Annotated in this window: 21 protein-coding genes; 10 read left to right on the top strand and 11 right to left on the bottom strand. The window is 71.6% G+C overall.

Going from position 1 to position 19,433, the window contains the following annotated elements; translation table 11 throughout:
* Positions 1 to 155: 155 nt before the first annotated feature.
* Complete coding sequence (locus tag ADK36_RS27975; RefSeq protein WP_048585801.1) at positions 156 to 365, top strand: hypothetical protein; 210 nt, start codon at positions 156 to 158, stop codon at positions 363 to 365.
* Between the two features lie 127 nt (positions 366 to 492).
* Here the strand turns inward: ADK36_RS27975 and ADK36_RS27970 are convergent, their stop codons facing one another.
* Positions 493 to 993, bottom strand: coding sequence for a hypothetical protein (locus tag ADK36_RS27970; RefSeq protein ID WP_048585802.1), 501 nt, complete (start codon positions 991 to 993; stop codon positions 493 to 495).
* A gap of 41 nt (positions 994 to 1,034) precedes the next feature.
* On the opposite strand from ADK36_RS27970, the gene ADK36_RS27965 reads away from it, so the two are divergent.
* Positions 1,035 to 2,426 (top strand): M1 family metallopeptidase, encoded by a 1,392-nt coding sequence (locus ADK36_RS27965; protein ID WP_053199493.1) that lies wholly within the window; start codon positions 1,035 to 1,037, stop codon positions 2,424 to 2,426.
* A 6-nt stretch (positions 2,427 to 2,432) separates the two neighbouring features.
* Here ADK36_RS27965 and ADK36_RS27960 read toward each other — a convergent pair whose 3' ends face one another.
* The 3 genes from ADK36_RS27960 to ADK36_RS27950 form a co-directional block, all read right to left on the bottom strand.
* A complete protein-coding gene (locus ADK36_RS27960; protein ID WP_048585804.1) occupies positions 2,433 to 2,864 on the bottom strand; it encodes a hypothetical protein in 432 nt (143 codons plus the stop codon).
* A 99-nt stretch (positions 2,865 to 2,963) separates the two neighbouring features.
* Positions 2,964 to 3,527 (bottom strand): GNAT family N-acetyltransferase, encoded by a 564-nt coding sequence (locus ADK36_RS27955; protein ID WP_053199491.1) that lies wholly within the window; start codon positions 3,525 to 3,527, stop codon positions 2,964 to 2,966.
* A 164-nt stretch (positions 3,528 to 3,691) separates the two neighbouring features.
* On the bottom strand, positions 3,692 to 4,267 hold the full coding sequence (locus tag ADK36_RS27950; protein ID WP_030050335.1) for a TerD family protein: 576 nt from the start codon (positions 4,265 to 4,267) through the stop codon (positions 3,692 to 3,694).
* 169 nt (positions 4,268 to 4,436) lie between these two features.
* On the opposite strand from ADK36_RS27950, the gene arfB reads away from it, so the two are divergent.
* The 3 genes from arfB to ADK36_RS27940 all read left to right on the top strand — a co-directional run bounded on the left by arfB (position 4,437) and on the right by ADK36_RS27940 (position 6,337).
* Positions 4,437 to 4,874, top strand: coding sequence for an alternative ribosome rescue aminoacyl-tRNA hydrolase ArfB (gene arfB / locus ADK36_RS27945; protein WP_048585806.1), 438 nt, complete (start codon positions 4,437 to 4,439; stop codon positions 4,872 to 4,874).
* Between the two features lie 129 nt (positions 4,875 to 5,003).
* Positions 5,004 to 5,237 (top strand): hypothetical protein, encoded by a 234-nt coding sequence (locus tag ADK36_RS49050; protein WP_159391209.1) that lies wholly within the window; start codon positions 5,004 to 5,006, stop codon positions 5,235 to 5,237.
* 200 nt (positions 5,238 to 5,437) lie between these two features.
* Positions 5,438 to 6,337: a sigma-70 family RNA polymerase sigma factor gene (locus tag ADK36_RS27940; RefSeq protein ID WP_053199490.1), complete on the top strand. Its 900-nt coding sequence runs from the start codon at positions 5,438 to 5,440 to the stop codon at positions 6,335 to 6,337.
* A gap of 82 nt (positions 6,338 to 6,419) precedes the next feature.
* On the opposite strand, the gene ADK36_RS27935 is transcribed toward ADK36_RS27940, so the two are convergent.
* Both ADK36_RS27935 and ADK36_RS27930 read right to left on the bottom strand, forming a co-directional pair.
* Positions 6,420 to 6,917 (bottom strand): GNAT family N-acetyltransferase, encoded by a 498-nt coding sequence (locus tag ADK36_RS27935; RefSeq protein ID WP_048585808.1) that lies wholly within the window; start codon positions 6,915 to 6,917, stop codon positions 6,420 to 6,422.
* A gap of 77 nt (positions 6,918 to 6,994) precedes the next feature.
* Positions 6,995 to 7,594 carry a flavin reductase family protein gene (locus ADK36_RS27930; RefSeq protein WP_078916624.1) on the bottom strand — a complete coding sequence of 200 codons (600 nt, stop codon included), beginning with the start codon at positions 7,592 to 7,594 and terminating at the stop codon, positions 6,995 to 6,997.
* 339 nt (positions 7,595 to 7,933) lie between these two features.
* Between ADK36_RS27930 and cdgB the strand changes: the two genes are divergently transcribed.
* Positions 7,934 to 9,634: a diguanylate cyclase CdgB gene (cdgB, locus tag ADK36_RS27925; protein WP_048585809.1), complete on the top strand. Its 1,701-nt coding sequence runs from the start codon at positions 7,934 to 7,936 to the stop codon at positions 9,632 to 9,634.
* 120 nt (positions 9,635 to 9,754) lie between these two features.
* Positions 9,755 to 10,714, top strand: a complete 960-nt coding sequence (locus ADK36_RS27920) for a CBM35 domain-containing protein (protein ID WP_048585810.1) — start codon at positions 9,755 to 9,757, stop codon at positions 10,712 to 10,714.
* Between the two features lie 27 nt (positions 10,715 to 10,741).
* Here the strand turns inward: ADK36_RS27920 and ADK36_RS27915 are convergent, their stop codons facing one another.
* The 3 genes from ADK36_RS27915 to ADK36_RS27905 all read right to left on the bottom strand — a co-directional run bounded on the left by ADK36_RS27915 (position 10,742) and on the right by ADK36_RS27905 (position 13,986).
* Entirely contained in the window at positions 10,742 to 11,671 is a 930-nt protein-coding gene (locus ADK36_RS27915) for a 1-phosphofructokinase family hexose kinase (protein WP_048585811.1), read from the bottom strand.
* 159 nt (positions 11,672 to 11,830) lie between these two features.
* Positions 11,831 to 13,042 carry an N-acetylglucosamine-6-phosphate deacetylase gene (nagA, locus tag ADK36_RS27910; protein ID WP_078942736.1) on the bottom strand — a complete coding sequence of 404 codons (1,212 nt, stop codon included), beginning with the start codon at positions 13,040 to 13,042 and terminating at the stop codon, positions 11,831 to 11,833.
* On the bottom strand, positions 13,042 to 13,986 hold the full coding sequence (locus tag ADK36_RS27905; RefSeq protein WP_048585812.1) for an ROK family protein: 945 nt from the start codon (positions 13,984 to 13,986) through the stop codon (positions 13,042 to 13,044). Before ADK36_RS27905 ends, nagA begins: the two co-directional genes overlap by 1 nt.
* Positions 13,987 to 14,179: 193 nt before the next feature.
* Here ADK36_RS27905 and ADK36_RS27900 point away from each other — a divergent pair, with 193 nt between their 5' ends.
* The 3 genes from ADK36_RS27900 (at position 14,180) to otsB (ending at position 16,865) form a co-directional block, all read left to right on the top strand.
* On the top strand, positions 14,180 to 15,415 hold the full coding sequence (locus ADK36_RS27900; RefSeq protein ID WP_048585813.1) for an ABC transporter substrate-binding protein: 1,236 nt from the start codon (positions 14,180 to 14,182) through the stop codon (positions 15,413 to 15,415).
* Positions 15,416 to 15,505: 90 nt separating this feature from the next.
* Entirely contained in the window at positions 15,506 to 15,763 is a 258-nt protein-coding gene (locus tag ADK36_RS27895) for a DUF3263 domain-containing protein (protein ID WP_048585814.1), read from the top strand.
* A 244-nt stretch (positions 15,764 to 16,007) separates the two neighbouring features.
* Positions 16,008 to 16,865: a trehalose-phosphatase gene (otsB, locus tag ADK36_RS27890; RefSeq protein WP_053199488.1), complete on the top strand. Its 858-nt coding sequence runs from the start codon at positions 16,008 to 16,010 to the stop codon at positions 16,863 to 16,865.
* A 14-nt stretch (positions 16,866 to 16,879) separates the two neighbouring features.
* Here the strand turns inward: otsB and ADK36_RS27885 are convergent, their stop codons facing one another.
* Together ADK36_RS27885 and ADK36_RS27880 are read right to left on the bottom strand one after the other, a co-directional pair.
* Entirely contained in the window at positions 16,880 to 18,328 is a 1,449-nt protein-coding gene (locus tag ADK36_RS27885) for an alpha,alpha-trehalose-phosphate synthase (UDP-forming) (protein WP_053199486.1), read from the bottom strand.
* 63 nt (positions 18,329 to 18,391) lie between these two features.
* On the bottom strand, positions 18,392 to 19,336 hold the full coding sequence (locus tag ADK36_RS27880) for a glucosyl-3-phosphoglycerate synthase (protein WP_048586892.1): 945 nt from the start codon (positions 19,334 to 19,336) through the stop codon (positions 18,392 to 18,394).
* Positions 19,337 to 19,433: the final 97 nt, after the last annotated feature.

Below are 19,433 nucleotides of genomic sequence, written 5' to 3'. Positions count from 1 at the left end.
TAGAGAGGTGGGCGTTCGCTCCTTCACGTGCCGCGCGAGCGTGCTTCGATCCCGGCATGGCGGGGGTCGTCGGAGTCGTCCGGCGGGCCGCCTCCGTCGCAGTGCGCCACGCATTCGGCGACCCATCCCACCAGAGAAGAAGGACGCTCCTCAGCATGAGCAACATCTCTCCCATCGAGACCCGTGAGATAGCCGACGCCGACCTCGACGGCGTCGCGGGTGGCCTCTCCGTCGGCGGCTCCGTGGAGGGCCTCACCGCCAACTTCGAGCAGGGCCCCAACGGTCTGCCCGTCCTGACCGACATCTCCGCGAAGTCCGTCAGCCTCACGGTCTCCGACATCAAGCTGGGCCCGATCGCCGGCTGAGACAGCGGGTGGCTCGGAGCTCTGTGCGGCGGGTTCCGTGCGGCGGGTTCCGTGCCGAGTTCTGTGTGACGGCGGCCTTTCCGACCCGGTTCCGACCCGGTCCCGGTCGGGAAGGCCGCCGTTGTGCTCAGGCCACCCGGGGATAGCGCGCCTGGAGCGTCCAGATCGCCGGGTTCTCGCCCAGATCCTCGTGCAGGTCGATCAGGTCGGCGATCAGGTCGTGAAGGAAGTCACGGGCCTCACGGCGCAGTTCGGTGTGCGAGAAGGTCAGCGGGGCCTCCTCCGCCGGCATCCAGTCCGCCTCGACGTCCACCCAGCCGAAGCGGCGCTCGAAGAGCATGCGGTCCGTGGACTCGGTGAAGTCCAGTTCCGCGTGCTGGGGGCGGGAGGCGCGGGAGCCGGCCGGGTCCTGGTCGAGCCGCTCGGCGATGTCGCACAGGGCCCACGCGAAGTCGAGCACGGGCACCCATCCCCAGGCTGTGGACAACTCCCGGTCCGCTTTGGTGTCGGCGAGGTAGACGTCGCCGCAGAACAGGTCGTGGCGCAGGGCGCGGACGTCCGCGCGCCGGTAGTCCGTCTGCGGGGGGTCCGGGAAGCGGGTGGAGAGGGCGTAGCCGATGTCGAGCACGGGGGTGATGGTGTCACGCCCGACCTCATAGGATCACGGGCGTGTCCCGTTTCGCGCCTGTTGCCCTGACTGTCGCCTGCGCCCTGCTCGTCCTCACCGCGTGCAGTGGCGGCGTCCAGGGCACCCCCGGTGGGGCCGGCGCGCGCGACCCGTACTTCCCCAAGGCCGGCAACGGCGGCTACGACGTCACCCACTACGACCTCGACCTCGGCTACGACCCCGACGAGGAACACCTCACCGGTACCGCCACGCTCACCGCCCGGGCCACCCAGGAGCTCTCCGCCTTCGACCTCGATCTCAAAGGGCTGGACGTCGAGAGCGTCACGGTCGAGGGCGAGCGGGCCCGCTGGAACCGCTCCGGGCAGGAGCTGACCGTCCGCCCCCGCGACGACCTCGACGACGGCGAGACGTTCCGCGTCACCGTCCGCTACTCCGGCTCCCCGGTGACGATCACCGACGCCGACGGTTCCGAGGAGGGCTGGCTGCCGACCGAGGACGGGGCACTCGCGCTCGGGGAACCCGTCGGATCCATGGCGTGGTTCCCCGCCGACAACCACCCCTCCGACAAGGCGTCGTACGACATCGACGTGACCGTGCCGGAGGAACTGGAGGCCGTCTCCAACGGCGAGTTGCTCGACCGGTCGACCCGGGACGGCCGTACGACCTTCCGCTGGCACACCGCCGAGCCCATGGCCAGTTACCTGGCCACGCTCGCCATCGGCGACTACGACATCAAGCGCTCCACCACCGGGAGCGGCCTGCCCGTGTACGTCGCCGTGACGCCGGACCAGGCCGCGGCCGGCCGGAAGGTGCTCGCCGAGATCCCCGGGATCATCGACTGGGCCGAAACCAACTTCGGTCCGTATCCCTTCTCCTCCACGGGCGCGATCATCGACCGTCCCGATGCCGCCGGATACGCCCTGGAGACCCAGAACCGGCCCGTCTTCCCCGGCGCCCCCGGCACCGCACTGCTCGTCCATGAACTCGCCCACCAGTGGTTCGGCAACTCCGTGACGCCGAAGAGCTGGCGGGACATGTGGCTGAACGAGGGCTTCGCGACCTACGCGGAGTGGCTGTGGCGGGAGGACGACGGCGGCGACAGCGCGCAGGAGACCTTCGACGCCCTGTACGACCACGGCGAGGAGCACCACAAGGACCTCTGGTCCTTCCCGCCCGCCAAGCCCACGAGCGCCGCGCACATCTCCGACGACCCCGTCTACCAGCGCGGCGCGATGGTCCTCCACAAGATCCGCCAGGCGGTCGGCGACGACATCTTCTACGACATCGTCCAGGGCTGGGCGGCCGAGCACCGGCACGGCAACGCGTCCACCGCCGACTTCACGGGGTACGTCGAGGAGAGGGCGCCGGACGAGGACTTCGACGGGATCTGGGCGGACTGGCTGTACGGCGAGGGGAAACCGGACCGGCCCTGACGGCGGTCAACGGGAGGCGGGGGTGCCTGGGATGTCGACCGCCCGGGGGATGTCGACCGCCTCGGGGGCGGCTTCCGTCGGGTCGGGCCGGGTGCCGTCGAGTCGTGTGCCGTCGTGCCGGGTGCCGCCGGTCCGTCTGCGCAGGCCGAAGGCGCTGATGAGGGCGTCGAGGGCGGCCGCGACGAACGGGACGACCTGGCCCGCCCGGTAGCCGTCGAGCAGCGCGGCGGGGGCGGCGGCGTGGGTGGCGGCCGTACTGACGGCGGTCGCGGCGGTGAGGCCGAGGGCGGCACCGAACTGGAAGGCCGTGCAGCCGTGTGGAGGAGACCGCCCGCGAGGCCCTGCTCCTCCTCTGGCGGCCCCGTCCGTCGCTGTGATGGTCAGCGGGCCGCACGCCAGGCAGAAGGCGAGTCCGAGGACGAGCAGGCTCGGGAACATCGCCGCGTAGCTCCCTGACCGCGGGGGCGCCGGTGCCGGTGTCAGTGCTGGCGTTCCTGCCGGGTGCGGTCGGCCGGGTCGCGGTGCCGGCGGGCTCGTTCAGGCGCCCTCGGCGCCAGGTGGGGAGGCCGGTGGCGTGGTCGGCGGCGTGATGAGCGGCTTGCGCAGGACCGTGCAGGGGCGGTCGAGCTGGCGGTCCCGCCCGTAGGCGATGGTCTCGTAGCCGAGGGCCGTCCAGAAGGCGAGGGCCGCGGGGTTGTTGTCGAGGACGGCGAGGCGTACGGCGGTGCGGTCCGCCGCGCGGAAGCGGTCCTCGACGAGCGAGGCCAACCGGCCTCCGTGCCCTTGGCGTTGCGCGCCCGCGTCCACCATCAGGAGCCCGATCCACGGGTCCGGGTCGGACGGGTCCGGGTGCCGGGTCAGCGTGATCACGACCCCGACCAGCTGTCCGGCGCTGCGCGCGAGCAGCACCTCCGCCCCGGGGACCTGCAACTCCTCGGCCAGTGCCGCGGCCACCTGCTCCGGGCGGACGTCGTCCGGGTCCGGGAAGTCGCCGCTGAGTGCGTGGAAGTCGCGGTTGGAGGCGTAGAGCGCGGTGAGTTCGGTGAGGAGCGGGGCCGGGAGGTCGTGGTCGGAGGTGAGAGGGAGGGGCTCAAGGATCATGTGGGGCAACCTAATCGAAGCCCTCGACCGAGGGGCCCGGGCCCCCGGAACGCAGGGCCCCGGAAGGCTGGAACGCCGGAACCCCCGGCCGAAGCCAGGGGTTCCGGTGCAGGGCATGACCTGAATGCCTTGCATGCCCTGCACGCAGGGCAGCGCGGCGTCCGTCAGACGTTCACGCCGAAGTCCTGCGCGATGCCCACGAGGCCCGAGGCGTAGCCCTGGCCGACCGCGCGGAACTTCCACTCGGCGCCGTTGCGGTAGAGCTCGCCGAAGACCATGGCGGTCTCGGTGGCCGCGTCCTCGGAGAGGTCGTAGCGGGCGATCTCGGCGCCGCCGGCCTGGTTGACGATCCGGATGTAGGCGTTGCGGACCTGGCCGAAGTTCTGCGAGCGGTTCTCCGCGTCGTAGATCGAGACCGGGAAGACGATCTTGTCGACGTCGGCCGGGAGGCCGGCGAGGTTGACGTTGATCGCCTCGTCGTCGCCCGCGCCCTCGCCGGTGCGGTTGTCACCGGTGTGGACGATGGTGCTGTCCGGGGTCTGCTTGTTGTTGAAGAAGACGAAGTGGGCGTCCGAGTAGACCTTGCCCGTGGGGTTGACCGCGATCGCCGAGGCGTCGAGGTCGAAGTCCGTGCCGGTGGTGGTGCGGACGTCCCAGCCGAGGCCCACGGTGACGGCGGTCAGGCCCGGAGCCTCCTTGGTGAGCGAGACGTTGCCACCCTTGGACAGGCTTACAGCCATTGTTGGGAGTCCCTTCCCTCGTTGCGGTACGGCTAGAAGCTACAGCTACCCGTATGAACGTGGAGAGGGGTACCTCAGGTTCCAGGTGTCTTTACTTTCTTTGCCAAAGAGCACTCGTAGGCCACACACGGCGATATTCGCGTGACGTGGACCGGACAGGACAGGGAACATGGAGGACATGTCTGGTCCCTACGTCATCCGCGGCTCCGTCTCCCTGCCCGAGGCCGAGCTCATGTGGCGTTTCTCGCGGTCGAGCGGCCCGGGCGGCCAGCACGTGAACACCAGTGACTCGCAGGTGGAGCTGCGCTTCGACCTCGCGAGCACCGCGGCGCTGCCCGACGTGTGGAAGCAGCGGGCCCTCCAGCGGCTGGCGTCCCGCCTCGTCGACGGCGTCATCACCGTCCGCTCCTCCGAGCACCGCTCCCAGTGGCGCAACCGCGAGACCGCCGCCGTACGCCTCGCGGCGCTCCTGGCCGAGGCGACGGCGCCGCCTCCCAAGCCGCGCAAGCCGACCCGCATTCCCCGGGGGATCAACGAGCGCCGCCTGCGGGTGAAGAAGCAGCGCTCGGAGACCAAGCGGGGGCGGTCCGGGCGGGGCTGGGCCTAGGCATCCCTCGGGCCGGGCCGGGGGAGTTGCCCGGCGTGCTCGGAGGGCCGGACGGGTGGATCCGGTGACTGGTTGGAGCAGCCCGCTTGGCGCGGTGCCGTGACTCCGGTTTTCGCTGGTAGGGCCGCCTTGAGGACGGGGGCGGTCGTCGCCGCCGGACGCCCCTCGGGCGGATCCACGTCGCCGGGAGTGGCGACCGTGCGGTTCAGCGCGGTGACCGGCAACACCGCGTTCGGCCCGCTCCAGGGCGGCGGCATCTACGAAGGGTCCGGCTCGCAGGTCTCCCTCGCCTCCAGCGCTGTCCTCTTCAACGTCCCGAACAACTGCCGCCCCGTGGGAGCCGTACCGGGCTGCCCGAACTGACCGTCCGCGCGCGGCAACGCCCCAGTCCGCTCCGGTCCCCCCGCATTCCGGTCCCATCGCATTCCGGCCCCTGCCCGCGGTTGCTCCGTGGGCAGGGGCCGTGCGCGCGGTGGGTGTCTGTCTGTCACATCGCCGCTCCGTGATCCGTCAAGTCACCGACCGCATCACCACGGGCCCGTGTCGAGAGGCTGTGACGACGAATGAGCGACACCGAATCCGAATTCCTTGCCCAGCGCTTCGAGGCGCACCGCGCCCACCTGCGCGCCGTCGCCCACCGCATGCTCGGTTCGGCCGCCGAGGCCGACGACGCGGTGCAGGAGGCGTGGTTCCGGGTGAGCCGGGCCGATACGACCCGGGTCGACAACCTCGGCGGCTGGCTGACGACGGTCGTCGGCCGGGTCTGCCTGGACATGCTCCGGTCGCGCAAGTCCCGCGCGGAGGAGTCCCTCGACGCCACCATGCCCCGTCCCGCCGCCTCCACATCCGTCCCCGGGTCCGCCCGCGGATCCGTGTCCGCGGACGGCACCGACCCAGAGCAGGACGCCCTCCTCGCCGACTCCGTGGGCGTCGCCCTGCTCGTCGTACTGGACACCCTGACGCCCGCCGAGCGGCTGGCGTTCGTGCTGCACGATCTGTTCGGAGTGCCGTACGAGGAGGTCGGGGCCGTCGTGGACCGTACGCCGACCGCCGCGCGGCAGCTGGCCAGTCGTGCCCGGCGTCGGGTGCGGGGCGCCGAGGTGCCCGGGGCCGGCCGGACGAGGCCGCGCAGGCAGCGGGAGGTCGTGGACGCCTTTCTCGCCGCCGCTCGGGACGGGGACTTCGAGGGGCTGCTCGACGTCCTGGACCCGGACGTCATCGCGCGCACCGAGGCCGGGGTGGCCACGGGTGCGGCGGCGGTGGCGCGGGGTGCGGCGACCTACGGGTCGCTCGCCGCGGTCGCGCGACCCGGGCTCGTCGACGGTGCCACGGCGGTGTTGGTGCTCGTCGGGGGGCGGGTGGAACGGGCTTTGAAGTTTGCGTTCGTACGGGATCGGATCGCCGTGATCGACATCGTGACCGATCCCCAGCGGCTGTCCCGGCTCGACGTCAGGCCGGCCTAGTCGCCCGCCCGGTCCCGCTCCGCCCGTCCCGCTCCGCCCGGTCCTGTTCCGCCCGGTCCTGTTCCGCCTGGTCCAGCTCCGCCTAGTCCAGCCTCGGCTTCCGCTCCGGCTCCAGTTCCAGCACGCCCACCGTCTCGCCCTCGCTGGTCTCGCCGTTGGGGCGGAAGCCGAGCCCGAGGTAGAAGCCCTCGGGCCCGTTCGGGCCGGGATGCCAGGTGACGTAGAGCTGTTTGCCGCCGCGGCGGCGGATCTCCGCGGCCACGGACTCGACCGCGAACCGGCCGTATCCGCGGCCCTGTTCCCCGGCGGCGATGTTCAGCCGCCACAGGCCCGAGCGGAAGAGGGTGCCGTCGCCGCGCCAGTCGATGTCGAGAAAGGCCATCAGGAAGCCGACCGGGCGGTCGCCGTCGACGATCAGGCGGGGCCAGGCGACGCCGTCGGGATGCACGTATGCCTCGGCAAGGGACTGCATCACCGGGGAGACCGCGAATTCCTGCTCGGGGCGGACGCGTATGCCGGTCGCCGCCTCGAAGTTTCCGGGTGTGATCTTTTCAAGGCGGAGTGCGGGAGTCGATGTCATCCCGGGACCGTATGCCGAGTGATCTTCGGCGGCCACGGATTTTCGCCCGGTCCCCGAGCCCTTCTCGGCGGCCGTGTTCAACCCAACTGCCGGTATCGCCCCCGGAAATACGTCAGCGGCCCTCCGTCCGAGCTCGGCAGCGACGCCGACAGGACGCGGCCGATCACCAGGGTGTGGTCGCCGGCCGTGACACGCTGCTCGGTGCGGCACTCCAGGGTGGCCAGGGCGCCGCCCACCAGCGGGGCGCCGGATTCCCTGCCGCGGACGTACGGGATGTCGGCGAACAGCAGGCGGTCGCTGACCCGGCCCTTCATGGCGAAGCGGCCGGCGATGTGGCGCTGGCTCTCGGTGAGGACCGAGACCGCCCACAGGGGCTGCTCGGCGAGCAGGTCGTCCATGCGGGACCCCTCGCGCAGGCTGACCAGGACCAATGGCGGGTCCAGGGACACCGACATGAACGCCGTGGCCGTCATGCCGACGTCCTCGCCGGCCGGCGCGTGCGGGTCGTCCGGGTCCAGCGGCGGCTCCAGCGCGGTCACCAGGACCACACCCGCGGCCAGCCGCGACATGGCGGCACGGAACTCGTCATTACTCACTCCCTCAGCATGCCCGCAGGCGCCGCGGGCGGCGGGGAGGGGGGCGGTCACGGGCGGCGCGGGCGGGGAAGTGTTCGGCACGCCGAAAACGCTAGTGTCGGACCCGCACACCCGGCATCGGGCCTTCGCCCGAGAAGGGTCCTAGGACTACGGACGGACGGGCCGGTGCGCCTGTTCGGAACGGTTTCGTGGCATCTCCACAAGCACACAGAGTTTGCGTTCAGTAAACGCACAGGAAAACCGCAGAAACTCCGCTCAATTGTTCACGTTTACCTGTGACTTGAGTCACAAGGGGCATTAATTGTTGACCCTGTGTACCGAGTGGGCAGCGCGCTGTGATTCAGTGGCGGTGAACCGAGCAAGGAAGATACGCCGAAGAGCACCCTTGATTCGCTGCGAGGTCTCGGGGGGAGGGCGAGCATGGAGACCGAGTCGGAGCCGTATGTCCGCCTTGCGACCCTGCGGCAACTGCACCAGGTCATGGCTGACATGAACACGGCCCGCAGCCTGGCGGACACGCTGCAGACGGTCGCCGACGGTGTCGTCACCGGCCTCGGCTATGAGCTCGCGTGCGTCAACCTCGTACGCCCCGACGGCGATCTCGTCGTCGCCGCCTTCTCCGGCAACCCCGCCGCCGAGGCCCTCATCACCGGCCGCGTCGGTTCGCGCGACTCCTGGGAACGCCGGCTGAGCATGGGCCGGCACTGGGGCGACCTGGTCTTCATCCCGCACACCGAGGGCTGGATCCTCGACGACGACGACGTCCCGCAGTGGTACACCGACGGCCCCGCGCCCCGCTTCGAGGACGAGTGGCACCCCTCGGACCGCCTCTTCGCGCCGATGTACACGCCCGGCGTCCAGGGCGGCGCGTGCGGCGAGCTGATCGGGGTCCTGTCCGTGGACCGGCCGCGCAACGGCCGGCTGCCGGGCGCGTGGGGGCGCGAGGCGCTCCAGATGTACGCGTTCCAGGCCGCCATCGCGATCAGCAACGCACGTCTACGCGCGAATATGCAGCGGGCGCTGGTCAGGCTCGAACGCGAGCAGCAGGCCCTGCGCGCGAGTGAGGAAAGCTTCAGGCAGGCCTTCGAGTACGCCCCGTCCGGCATGGCCATCGCCGAGATGGGCGGCGACCAGCACGGCCGGATCCTGCGCACCAACGACGCCCTGTGCCGCCTGCTCGGCCGCCCCGCCTCCGCGATGCGTCGCTACGCCTTCTCCGACCTCGTCCACCCCGAGGACATCGGCACCCTGCTGCGGACCTCGGCGGAGGGCGGACGGGCGGAGCTCAGGCTCGGGCGGCGCGACGGGACGTACGTCTGGGTGTCCCTGCGCAACAGCGTGGTCGCCGATGCCGCCGACGGCCCCCGCTTCCTGCTCACCCACGTCGAGGACATCGAGGACCGCAAGCGCCGCGAGCTCCAGCTCGCCCACCGCGCCTCCCACGACTCGCTCACCGGCCTGCCGAACTCCGCCGAGCTGCGCTCCCGCCTCTCCTCCCGGCTGTGCCAGCGCTCGTCGGTCCCCCAGGCTCTCGACTCCGCGCGGGGCGGGACCCCCCTCGGCACTCTGGAGTCGGTCGACTCGCTCGACGCGGCCTACGGCCACCCCGCCTACGACGCCAACGGCCACGGCTTCGACTTCCGGCCCGCCGTGGCGGCGTTCGACGCCTACGACCACCACGTCCACACCGTGGCCCCGGCCGAGGGCGAGCGGGACGACGGCGCCAAGGGGCTCGCGGTGCTCTTCTGCGACCTCGACGGCTTCAAGTCGATCAACGACCGGTTCGGGCACAACGCGGGTGACGCGGTGCTCATCGAGGTCGCCGGGCGGCTGTCGCGTGGCGTCCGTGACGGCGACACCGTCGCCCGGCTCGGCGGCGACGAGTTCGTGATCCTCGCCGACGGACTGGGCCGGGCCGACGCCCAGGACCTCGCCGTACGTCTGCGTAACGAGATCATCCAGCCGATCCGGGCCGAAGGGCGGGCCGTACGGGTCGGCGCCAGCTTCGGTATCGGGTGGGCACACTGCGGGATGACCGCGGACGAAGTGTTGAAGTCCGCTGACGAGCGGATGTACGTAGAGAAACGATCTCGTCCCAAACAGCACAGACGCGCCGGGTAACTCCCAGGTCAGCGAGCTGATGCGATCCGAGTCACCCGTTTGGGTCAGCAGGAGCGGGTAGGCTCGCCATTCTGACCCCACGCATCGCATCCGCCCGCACCTGGTGAGGAGTACCAAGGGATGACGTCCGGCAACAACGGCGCCAGTACGCCCGAGGACGACGACCCGTTCGGCTACCTCTACGCCGACGGGCAGGCCAACGGCGCCCAGCCGCCCTCCGGGGGCGGGGGCTACGGCTACCCGGGCTCGGTCAACCGGGTGCGCGCGGTCGGCCAGCGCCAGTACGGCCAGCAGCAGGCGGCGTCGCCCTACGGCCAGATACCGCAACAGCAGGGCGCGTACGGCCAGCCGAACGCGCACTACGCGGCGCCGGAGACGCACCCCGGCGGGGCGCAGACGGCTCAGCAGCAGCCGGCGTACAGCGGCGGCAGCGGGTCCGGCGGCCGTGGCGGCGGCCCCAACACCAAGGGCCTGCTGATCGGCGCGATCGCCGTCGTCGCTGCGGTCGTGATCGGCATCAGCGTCGCGATGCTGGGCGGTGACGACGACCCGGGGGACAAGGGCAGCGAGGCCGGCTCGACGCCGACGCAGTCCCAGCAGAGCAGCGCGCCCAGCCCCTCGAACAGCAACAGCCAGGCGGCCCAGGACGACCTGCCGACGATCGACGCCAAGGCCCTCGCCCTCGCCGGCGGCGCCACCACCGCGTCCGACGTCAAGGGCGCCCAGGCGGACGGCGGCGTCTATGTCACCGGCTTCAACCAGGTCGGCTCGTCGGTGACTTGGTCCGTGAACGGGATCCCGAAGAGCGGCAAGTACACGGTCTACGTCGGCTTCAGCGTTCCCGGCAAGGACGGCAACGCCACCCTGACGGTCAACGGCACGCCGTCCACCTCGCCGGTCAACCTCAAGAACTACGCCAAGGGTCCTGAGGGCGACTACGAGAAGGGCTGGACGAAGACGTACAACTGGATCCAGCTCAACAAGGGCACCAACACGATCAAGGTGTCCTGTGAGCAGGGCAACCAGTGCGACGCCCTCATCGACCAGATGTGGCTGGTGAACGGCTGGGTCGACTCCTAGGACCTGTCCGACAGGACCTGGCCGTCGTCAGGCCGCGGTGACCTCCCCGGTCACCGCCACCCGCCCCAGCAGCTCCTCGTAGGCTCCCCGGTCGAACTCGCCCGCCACCGGCGCCAGCACGCTCGCCGCGCTGAGCGCTGCCGCGCGGGCCAGCCGGTCCGGCCACGGCAGCCGCTCCACGAGCCCCGACAGCAGGCCCGCGACCGCCGAGTCGCCGGCGCCGGTCGGGTTGCCGTGGAGGCGGGTCGGTGGGGTGGCGCGCCAGCGGCCTTCGGGGGTCGCGGCGAGCAGGCCCTCCGTGCCGAGGGAGGCGACCACCGCACGTGCCCCGCGTCGCCGGGCGTCCTGCGTCGCGCGCAGCGGCTCGTGGGAGCCGGTGAGCTCGGCCAGTTCGTCGGCGTTGGGCTTGATGAGGTCCGGGCGGGCGGCGACGCCCCGGCGCAGCGCCTCTCCGCTGGTGTCCAGCAGTACCGGCACCCCGGCGGCCTTCGCGGCCCGTACGAGACCGGCGTACGCCCCCACCGGCACGCCCGGCGGCAGACTGCCGCACAGGGCCACCGCGGAGGCCGAGGCGAGGAGGTCCTCGTATGCCTCCTGGAAGGCGGACCACTCGGCCGGTGTGACCGTAGGGCCGGGTTCGTTGAGCTGGGTCGTGTCGCCGGTCGCCTCGTCGACCACGGCGATCGTGCGCCGGGTCGCGCCCGTCACCGGGACCAGCGCGTCCACCACACCGGGCAGGGCCGACAGCTGCTCCCGTACGACCCGGCCCGTCGCGCCGCCGGTGAAACCGGTCACCGTCACCTCGTGCCCGAGGGCCGCCAGCACCCGGGCCACGTTCAGGCCCTTGCCGCCGGGGCGTTCGGTCACCTCGGAGACCCGGTGGGACGCGTGCGGGCGCAGGGCCCGGACACGATAGGTGATGTCGAGAGCGGTGTTCAGTGTGACCGTGAGGATCACCTGGGCCGACCTCCCCCGAAGAAGCTCAGAACGCGAGCAGTTCAGAACGCGTTTGCCGTCTGTCCGCCGGACGCTCCGCCCGGAGGCATTGATCATGCCAAAAGGACGGCGGCCGTCCCAGTCTCCCAGGACAACCGCCGCCCTCAACAGCGGGACAGATCACCCCAGTTGGGGATCGACCACCCATTCGCCCCGGCGCATCACGCCCTTGAGGTCGAAGTCGGCGTCCAGTACGACCAGGTCGGCGTCCTTGCCGGGCTCCAGTGAGCCGATGCGGTCGTAGCGGCCGAGCAGCTTGGCCGGGTTGACGGACAGGGCCGCCACCACGTCCTCGACCGGCAGCCGGTCGATCGTCACGGCTCGCTTGAAGGCGCGGTCGAGGGTGAGCGTGGACCCCGCGATCGAGCCGCCCTCGACGAGGCGTGCCACACCGTCGGCGACTTCCACCTCCAGCGGGCCGAGCATGTAGCGGCCGTCGCCGAAGCCGGCCGCGTCCATGGCGTCCGTGATGAACGCGACCCGGTCGGCCCCCGCGTGGCGGAACGCCAGTTCCAGCGCCGCCGGGTGCAGATGGGTGCCGTCGTTGATCAGCTCGACGGTCACCCGCTCGTCCTCCAGCAGGGCCGCGATGGGGCCCGGATCCCGGTGGCCCAGCGGCGGCATCGCGTTGAACAGGTGCGTGGCGACCGTCGCGCCCGCCTCGATCGCCTCCACCGTCTGCTCGTAGGTCGCGTCCGTGTGCCCGATCGCCGCGACGACGCCGCGTTCGGCGAGGAGGCGTACGGAGTCGAGACCGCCCGGCAGCTCGGTGGCGAGGGTGACCATCGCGGCGTGCCCGCGCGCCGCGTCGATCAGCTTGCGGACCTCCGCCGGGTCCGGGTCGCGCAGCAGTGCCTCGGAGTGCGCGCCCTTGCGGCACGGGGAGATGAAGGGGCCCTCGAAGTGGATGCCGGCGATGTCGCCCTGCTCGGCCAGCTCGGAGAGGAGGCCGGCTCGCTGGGTCAGGAAGTCCATGTCGCCGGTGACCGTGGAGGCGACGAGGGTGGTGGTGCCGTGGAGGCGGTGGGTGTGGATGCCGGTGACTACGTCGTCCGGCGTGCCTGACGTGAACGAGGCTCCACCGCCGCCGTGGTTGTGGATGTCCACGAAGCCGGGGACCAGCCAGTGGCCGGTGAGGTCGATGCGGTGGGCGTTCTCTGGGGCTGTACTGGTGATTCGGGTGCGGTCGACGATCACTTGGCCCTCTTTGAGGGTCCCTGTCGGCATGACCACGCTGGCGCCGGAGAGGATCAGGGGCGCTCTGTCCGTTCCGGGGTGCGGGTTCGTTGTGGCTGGTCGCGCAGTTCCCCGCGCCCCTAGGGCGTTGGCCATCAGCGGGTTACCTCCGTACGGTCGGTGTGGTCGAGGAGATCCCAGGCCAGGAGCCCGGCGCCGAGGCAGCCGGCCGTGTCGCCGAGGGCCGCGGGGACGATGGACGGCAGCCGCTGGAAAGTCACCCGCCGCCGGACGGCGTCCCGCAGCGGTGTGAACAACGTTTCCCCCGCCTCGGCCAGGCCGCCACCGATGATCAATATCCGTGGGTCCAGCAGGGTGAGCGCGGTGACCAGGCCGTCGGCGAGCGCGTCCACGGCCTCCTGCCACACCCGTACGGCGTTCGGGTCACCGGACGCGACGGCCTTCGCGCAGTCCGCGGCGTCCGCTTCCGGGTCCCCGCAGGCGGCGGCCCACGCCTCGCTCACCGCCGCCGCCGACGCGAACCGCTCCAGGCAGCCGCGCTGCCCGCATGGACAGGGGGCCCCGCCGGGCCGTACGACGATGTGGCCGATCTCGCCCGCGAAGCCGTGCGCGCCCGCCTCCACCCGGCCGTCGATGCCGATGGCACCGGCGATCCCGGTGCCGAGCGGCACGAAGAGGAACCGGTCGGCTCCCTTGCCCGCGCCGATCCGGCCCTCCGCGAGACCGCCGGTGCGCACGTCGTGGCCGAGGGCGACGGGGGCGCCGCCGAGCCGCTGCGCGAGCAGCTGCCGCAGGGGTACGTCACGCCAGCCCAGGTTGGCGGCGTAGGCGGCGATGCCCCGCGCCTCGTCGACGATGCCGGGGACGGCGACGCCGACGGCGGCCGCGGGCTCGCCGAAGCGCTGTTCGCCGTACGCGCGCAGCTCGGCGGCGAAGTCGAGGATGCCCTCGACGACCGCGTCCGGCCCGCGCTCGCGCCCGGTCGGGCGGCGGGCCTGGTGGAGGAGGTCGCCGCTCGCCCCTGCCAGGGCGGCCTTCATCCCGGTGCCGCCCACATCGAGGGCGATGACGTGTCTCACGGGGAACAGTGTGGCTTGTGCACCCGCGAGAGGTCTAGTCCACTTACGTGGTGTAGACCTTATGGGGGCAATATGTATGACGTTTCGAAAGTTTCGAATGATGGGTGTGGGGCGGTCCAGCGTGCAGCGGTGTAGGCGTAGGGGGCGGACGGGGCGTACAGGGCGTACGGGTCGTACGGGGGCGATCGCGGCAGTGTCCGTGCTGGGCCTGACGGCCGCTCTGGGCGGCTGCGGGCTGACCGGTGGTTCGGACGAGGTGACGCTGAGGCTGGTCGCGGCCGACTACGGCGACAGCGGGGCGAACAGTTCCCAGAAGTACTGGGACAAGCTCGTCAAGGAGTACGAGGAGGAGCACGCCGGTGTCCAGGTCGACGTCTCGGTCTATTCCTGGAACGACGTCGACGCCAAGGTCAAGGAGATGGTCGACGCCGGGAAGGCGCCGGACATGGCGCAGATCGGAGCGTATGCCGACTACGCCGCGAAGGATCTCCTCTACGAGGCCGACGAACTGCTCTCCATCCCCGTCCAGGCCGACTTCGTCTCGCAGCTCGCGGACGCGGGGCAGGTGAACGGGGTCCAGTTCGGCATCCCCTTCGCCTCCTCCACGCGCCTGCTCTTCTACAACAAGACCCTCTTCCAGAAGGCCGGCCTCACTCCGCCCACCACCTGGAAGGAGTTGGCCGCCGACGCCGAGGCGCTCAAGGCGGAGGGCGTGAAGTACCCGTACGCGCTGCCGCTCGGGGCCGAGGAGGCGCAGGCCGAGACCATGCAGTGGCTGCTCAGCGGCGGGGGCGGTTACACCGACGCCGAACTCGGCACGTACAGCATCGACTCCACAGAGAACGTCGCCACGTTCAACTGGCTCAAGAACAACCTGGTCGGCAAGGGGCTCACCGGCCCGGTCGCGCCCGGTGAACTCAACCGGGCCGACGCGTTCTCCGCCTTCGCGGCCGGTGACGTCGGCATGCTCAACGGCCATCCCTCGCTGATGCAGATGGCCGCGAAGAAGGGCGTGAAGTTCGGCATGGTGCCCATGCCCGGGCGGGAAGAGCCGACCAAGCTCTCCATGGGTGTGGCCGACTGGATGATGGCCTTCAAGCAGAACGGCCATGCCGAGCAGGTGGGCGACTTCCTCGACTTCGTCTACGACAAGCAGAACGTCCTGGACTTCTCCCGGCGGTACGACCTGCTGCCGGTCACGAACTCAGCGTCCACGGTGATGACCGCGGCCCCGCAGGACGCCGACCTCAAGCCCTTCCTGGAGCAGCTCTCGCTGTCCGAGCTGTACCCGGTGGGGCGGACGTCGTGGGCGGCGGTCAGCGCGGACGTCAAGAAGCGGATCGGGGGGACGGTCGCCTCCGGTGGCAGCCCGTCGGCGATCCTCGGGCAGCTGCAGTCGACCGCGTTGAGGGCGGAGAGCGCGGAGTAGTCGTCGGTGGCGAGGTGGCGAGGTGGCGAGGTAACAAGGTGGCGAGGGTGTCAGGGGGGTTTGTCAGTGGCGGGGGCTACTGTGCGACGCATGAGTCAGGACCCGCCTGAGCCCGATGCTCTCGCCGCCCTCGCCGAGCGCGAGCGGGCCATTCTCGCTCTGGAACGCCGGGGGTTCCCGGGCCCCGGCGCGAAGGAGCGGGCGATACGCGAGGAGCTGGGGCTGGCGCCGGTCCGCTACTACCAGCTGCTCAACGCCCTGCTGGACGACTCGCGGGCGCTGGCCTACGACCCGGTGACGGTGAACCGGCTGCGGCGGGTGCGGGAGGGGCGGCGCGGCGCCCGGTGACGAGTGGTTTCCGCCCCCGCCGCCCTACCCGTCCCATCCTTCTGGGGCTCCGCCCCCAGACCGCTCCTCAAACGCCGGAGGGGCTGGATTCGCCAGGCATTCTCAGCCCGTCCGGCGTTTGAGGACGAGGCCCGCAGGGCCGACAGCGGGGGTCTGGGGGCGCAGCCCCCAGGGACGGGACGGGTAGGGGCGGCGGGGGGCGAGAGAAGGCCCGGGGTGCACCCGCCCTGGATAGGCTCGCCGCATGGGCAACTCCACGGACCCTTTGCCGACCACCCTGCCGACCCCCACATCCGACCCCGGCCGCGCCGGCCTCGCCGCCCTCCTCGCTCACCCCTCACGGGCACTGATCGCACTGGACTTCGACGGCACCCTCGCCCCCATCGTCCCGGACCCGGAGAAGGCAAGGCCCCACCCGGACGCCCTCCCGGCCCTCACCGCACTCGCGCCGAAGGTGGCCGCCGTGGCGGTGATCACCGGCCGCCCGGCCGGGACCGCCGTGAAGTACGGCGGCTTCGCCGACGTCCCGGGCCTGGAGCACCTCGTCGTGCTCGGCCACTACGGCGCCGAACGCTGGGACGCCGTCAGCGGAAAGGTCACCGCACCCGACCCCCACCCCGGCATCGCAACCGTCCGCGCCGAACTGCCGGGTCTCCTCGACGCGAGCGGCGCCGCGCAGGGCACCTGGACCGAGGACAAGGGCCACGCCCTGGCCGTACACACCCGCCGGGCGGCCGACCCCCAGGGCGCCTTCGACGCCCTCCGCGCCCCCCTCACCGACCTCGCCACCCGCAACGGCCTCATCGTCGAACCGGGGCGGATGGTCCTCGAACTCCGGCCACCCGGCATGGACAAGGGCGTCGCCCTCCTCGACTACGTCCGCGACCTCGGCGTCGAGTCCGTCCTCTACGCCGGCGACGACCTCGGCGACCTCCCCGCCTACGCCGCCGTCGACGAACTCCGCTCCGACGGCACCCCCGGCCTCCTGGTGTGCAGCGGCAGCGAGGAGGTCACCGAGTTGTCGGAGAAGGCGGACGTGGTGGTCGACGGCCCGGCGGGGGTCGTACGACTGTTGCAGGCGATCGCAGCTCAGGCGGGCTGACCGGCCGCCCCCGACTACCCGGCCGCCCCGGACTCCCCGGTCAGCGCGTGCAGCTGGTCCAGGAACCACTGAGCCGGCGGCAGCGCGGTCGCAGCCGCAGCCAGCCGCTTCGACCGTTCCGCCCGCTCCTCCGGCCCCACGGACAACGCCTCGTGCAGCGCCCGCGCCGTGCCGATCACGTCGTACGGATTCACGGCGATCGCGTCCTCGCCCAGCTCCGCGAAGGCCCCCGCCTCCCGCGACAGCACCAGCACGCAGCCCTCGTCGGAGACGACCGGGACCTCCTTGGCGACGAGGTTCATGCCGTCCCGGATGGGGTTGACCAGGGCCACGTCGGCCAGCCGGTACGCGGCCAGCGAGCGTGCGAAGTCGTCCTTGACGTGCAGGACCACCGGGGTCCAAGTCGGGCTCCCGTAGCCGGAGTTGATCTCGTCGGCCAGCCGCTGGACCTCGGCCGTGTAGTCGCGGTACACCGCGAGATCCTGCCGCGAGGGGTACGCGAAGGCCACGTGCACCACCCGCTCCCGCCACTCGGGGTGGTCGTCGAGCAGCTGCCGGTAGGCCAGCAGGCCCCGCACGATGTTCTTGGACAGCTCGGTGCGGTCGACCCGCACGATCGTCTTCCGGGCGCTTCCGTCCGCGGCCGGGCCGATCTCGTCCCGCAGCGCCGCCATCCGCTCGGCCACGTCGGACCGATGCGCCCGCGCCCGCAGGAAGTCCGCGTCCGCCCCCAGCCCGTGCACCCCGACCCGGGTGCCCCCGAGCCCTCCGGCGAACTCCGCGCAGCACGCCTCGAAGGCGTCCGCCCACCGCCGCGTCAGGAACCCCAGCCGGTCCGCGCCGAGCATTCCGCGCAGCACCTGTCCGGCGACGTCGTCGGGCAGCATCCGGAAGTACTCCGGCGGCGCCCACGGCGTGTGTGAGAAGTGGCCGATCCGGACATCCGGCCGCAGCTCGCGGAGCATCCCCGGCACCAGCGTCAGGTGGTAGTCCTGCACCAGCACCGCCGCCCCGGGCGCCGCCTCCTCGGCCAGCGCCTCGGCGAAGGCACGGTTGTAGGCCTCGTACGACGCCCACTGACGCCGGAACTCCGCGTCGAAGACCGGCTCCAGCGGGGTCTGGTACAGCATGTGGTGGACGAACCAGAGGACCGAGTTCGCGATGCCGTTGTAGGCGTCGGCGAAGACGGTCGCGTCGATGTCGAGCATCCGCACGTGCTGGCCGCCGGTCGCCTCGACGGACAGCCGCCGTCCGCCGTGCGAGCGGCGCACCGCCTCCCGGTCGGCGTCGCTCAGCGCGGCGCACACCCACACCGCCCCCGCGTCCGGCCCGATCGCCGACAGCCCGGAGACCAGCCCGCCGCCACCCCGCCGGGCATGCAGCGTCCCGTCCTCACGAACCTCGTACGAAACCGGGCCGCGATTGGACGCGACCAGCACCTCAGCGCCGTGCGTGGAAGCCATACGCCTCAACCTAGCCCGGCCCGGAAACGCTCAAACGTGCGGTTCCCCTCAGTGGCGGGGCGTTTACGCGACCTTCCGTGTCGCGTACTCGGCGATCTCCACCATCGGCGGTCGCTCCTCCGTGTCCACGGAGTACGTGCGCGGCTCGAACCCGTCCTCGCCCCGCTCGAACTGGGTAAGGGCGGGGCGGATCAGGTGGCCCCGGGCCAGCCGCAGCTGGGCCGTGCGGTAGATCGCGGCGGACATCCGGCCGAGCGCCTGCCCGTCCTGGTGCCGGTGCTTGCGCACACCCACGTCCACCTGGGCCAGCGCGTCCAGGCCCACCAGGTGCAGGGCGTCGACCAGCATGCCCAGCTCGACGCCGTATCCGACGGGGAAGGGGAGCTGTTCCAGCAGGCTGCGGCGGGCCGCGTACTCGCCGCCCAGCGGCTGCACGAAACCGGCCAGCTGCGGCCAGTGCATGTTCAGCAGCGGGCGGGCCATCAGTTCGGTGACCCGGCCGCCCTGCCCGGCGGCGCCGCGCAGCGGACGGTCGTACATGCCCTTGACCAGGTCGACCTCGGGGTTGGTGAGCAGCGGGCCCACGATGCCGGAGACGAAGTCGGAGGAGAACTCCTTCAGGTCCGCGTCGATGAAGCAGACGATGTCCCCGCCGGTGACGAGCAGGGAGCGCCACAGCACCTCGCCCTTGCCGGGCACGGCCGGGACGCGCGGCAGGATCGCGTCCCGGTGCACCACGGTCGCGCCCGCCGCGGCGGCCACCTCGGAGGTGCGGTCGGTGGAGCCCGAGTCGACGACGACGATCTCGTCGACCAGCGGCACCTGCTGCATGAGGTCGTGCCGGATGACCGCGACGATGTCGCCGACGGTCTCCTCCTCGTTGAGCGCGGGCAGCACGACGGAGACCGACTGACCCGTACGCTGCTTGGCGGCCAGGATCTGGTGGAGCGGGCGATCGGTCGCGGACCAGGAGCGGGTGCTCAGCCAGCGCTCGACTTCTTCCAGCACGTAGGCGGCTCCTTAAAGTGTGTGACCGTGTGATCCGTGTGATCCATCTCGCGGTTCGGACGACTATCTCAACTGTCCCGGTTGTCGGTTACAGTCT

The organism is Streptomyces viridochromogenes (assembly GCF_001270495.1).
GTDB lineage: Bacteria > Actinomycetota > Actinomycetes > Streptomycetales > Streptomycetaceae > Streptomyces > Streptomyces viridochromogenes_A.
The sequence above is the reverse complement of the archived record's forward strand: the minus strand, read 5'-3'. Positions and strand labels throughout refer to the sequence as shown.

Excerpts from the sequence above, each read along its gene's own strand:
- ADK36_RS27975 (WP_048585801.1), top strand. The coding sequence starts at position 156 with ATGAGCAACATCTCTCCCATCGAGACCCGTGAGATAGCCGACGCCGAC.
- ADK36_RS27960 (WP_048585804.1), bottom strand. The coding sequence starts at position 2,864 with ATGTTCCCGAGCCTGCTCGTCCTCGGACTCGCCTTCTGCCTGGCGTGC.
- ADK36_RS27955 (WP_053199491.1), bottom strand. The coding sequence starts at position 3,527 with ATGATCCTTGAGCCCCTCCCTCTCACCTCCGACCACGACCTCCCGGCC.
- ADK36_RS27950 (WP_030050335.1), bottom strand. The coding sequence starts at position 4,267 with ATGGCTGTAAGCCTGTCCAAGGGTGGCAACGTCTCGCTCACCAAGGAG.
- arfB (WP_048585806.1), top strand. The coding sequence starts at position 4,437 with ATGGAGGACATGTCTGGTCCCTACGTCATCCGCGGCTCCGTCTCCCTG.
- ADK36_RS27940 (WP_053199490.1), top strand. The coding sequence starts at position 5,438 with ATGAGCGACACCGAATCCGAATTCCTTGCCCAGCGCTTCGAGGCGCAC.
- ADK36_RS27935 (WP_048585808.1), bottom strand. The coding sequence starts at position 6,917 with ATGACATCGACTCCCGCACTCCGCCTTGAAAAGATCACACCCGGAAAC.
- cdgB (WP_048585809.1), top strand. The coding sequence starts at position 7,934 with ATGGAGACCGAGTCGGAGCCGTATGTCCGCCTTGCGACCCTGCGGCAA.
- ADK36_RS27920 (WP_048585810.1), top strand. The coding sequence starts at position 9,755 with ATGACGTCCGGCAACAACGGCGCCAGTACGCCCGAGGACGACGACCCG.
- nagA (WP_078942736.1), bottom strand. The coding sequence starts at position 13,042 with ATGGCCAACGCCCTAGGGGCGCGGGGAACTGCGCGACCAGCCACAACG.
- ADK36_RS27895 (WP_048585814.1), top strand. The coding sequence starts at position 15,506 with ATGAGTCAGGACCCGCCTGAGCCCGATGCTCTCGCCGCCCTCGCCGAG.
- otsB (WP_053199488.1), top strand. The coding sequence starts at position 16,008 with ATGGGCAACTCCACGGACCCTTTGCCGACCACCCTGCCGACCCCCACA.
- ADK36_RS27885 (WP_053199486.1), bottom strand. The coding sequence starts at position 18,328 with ATGGCTTCCACGCACGGCGCTGAGGTGCTGGTCGCGTCCAATCGCGGC.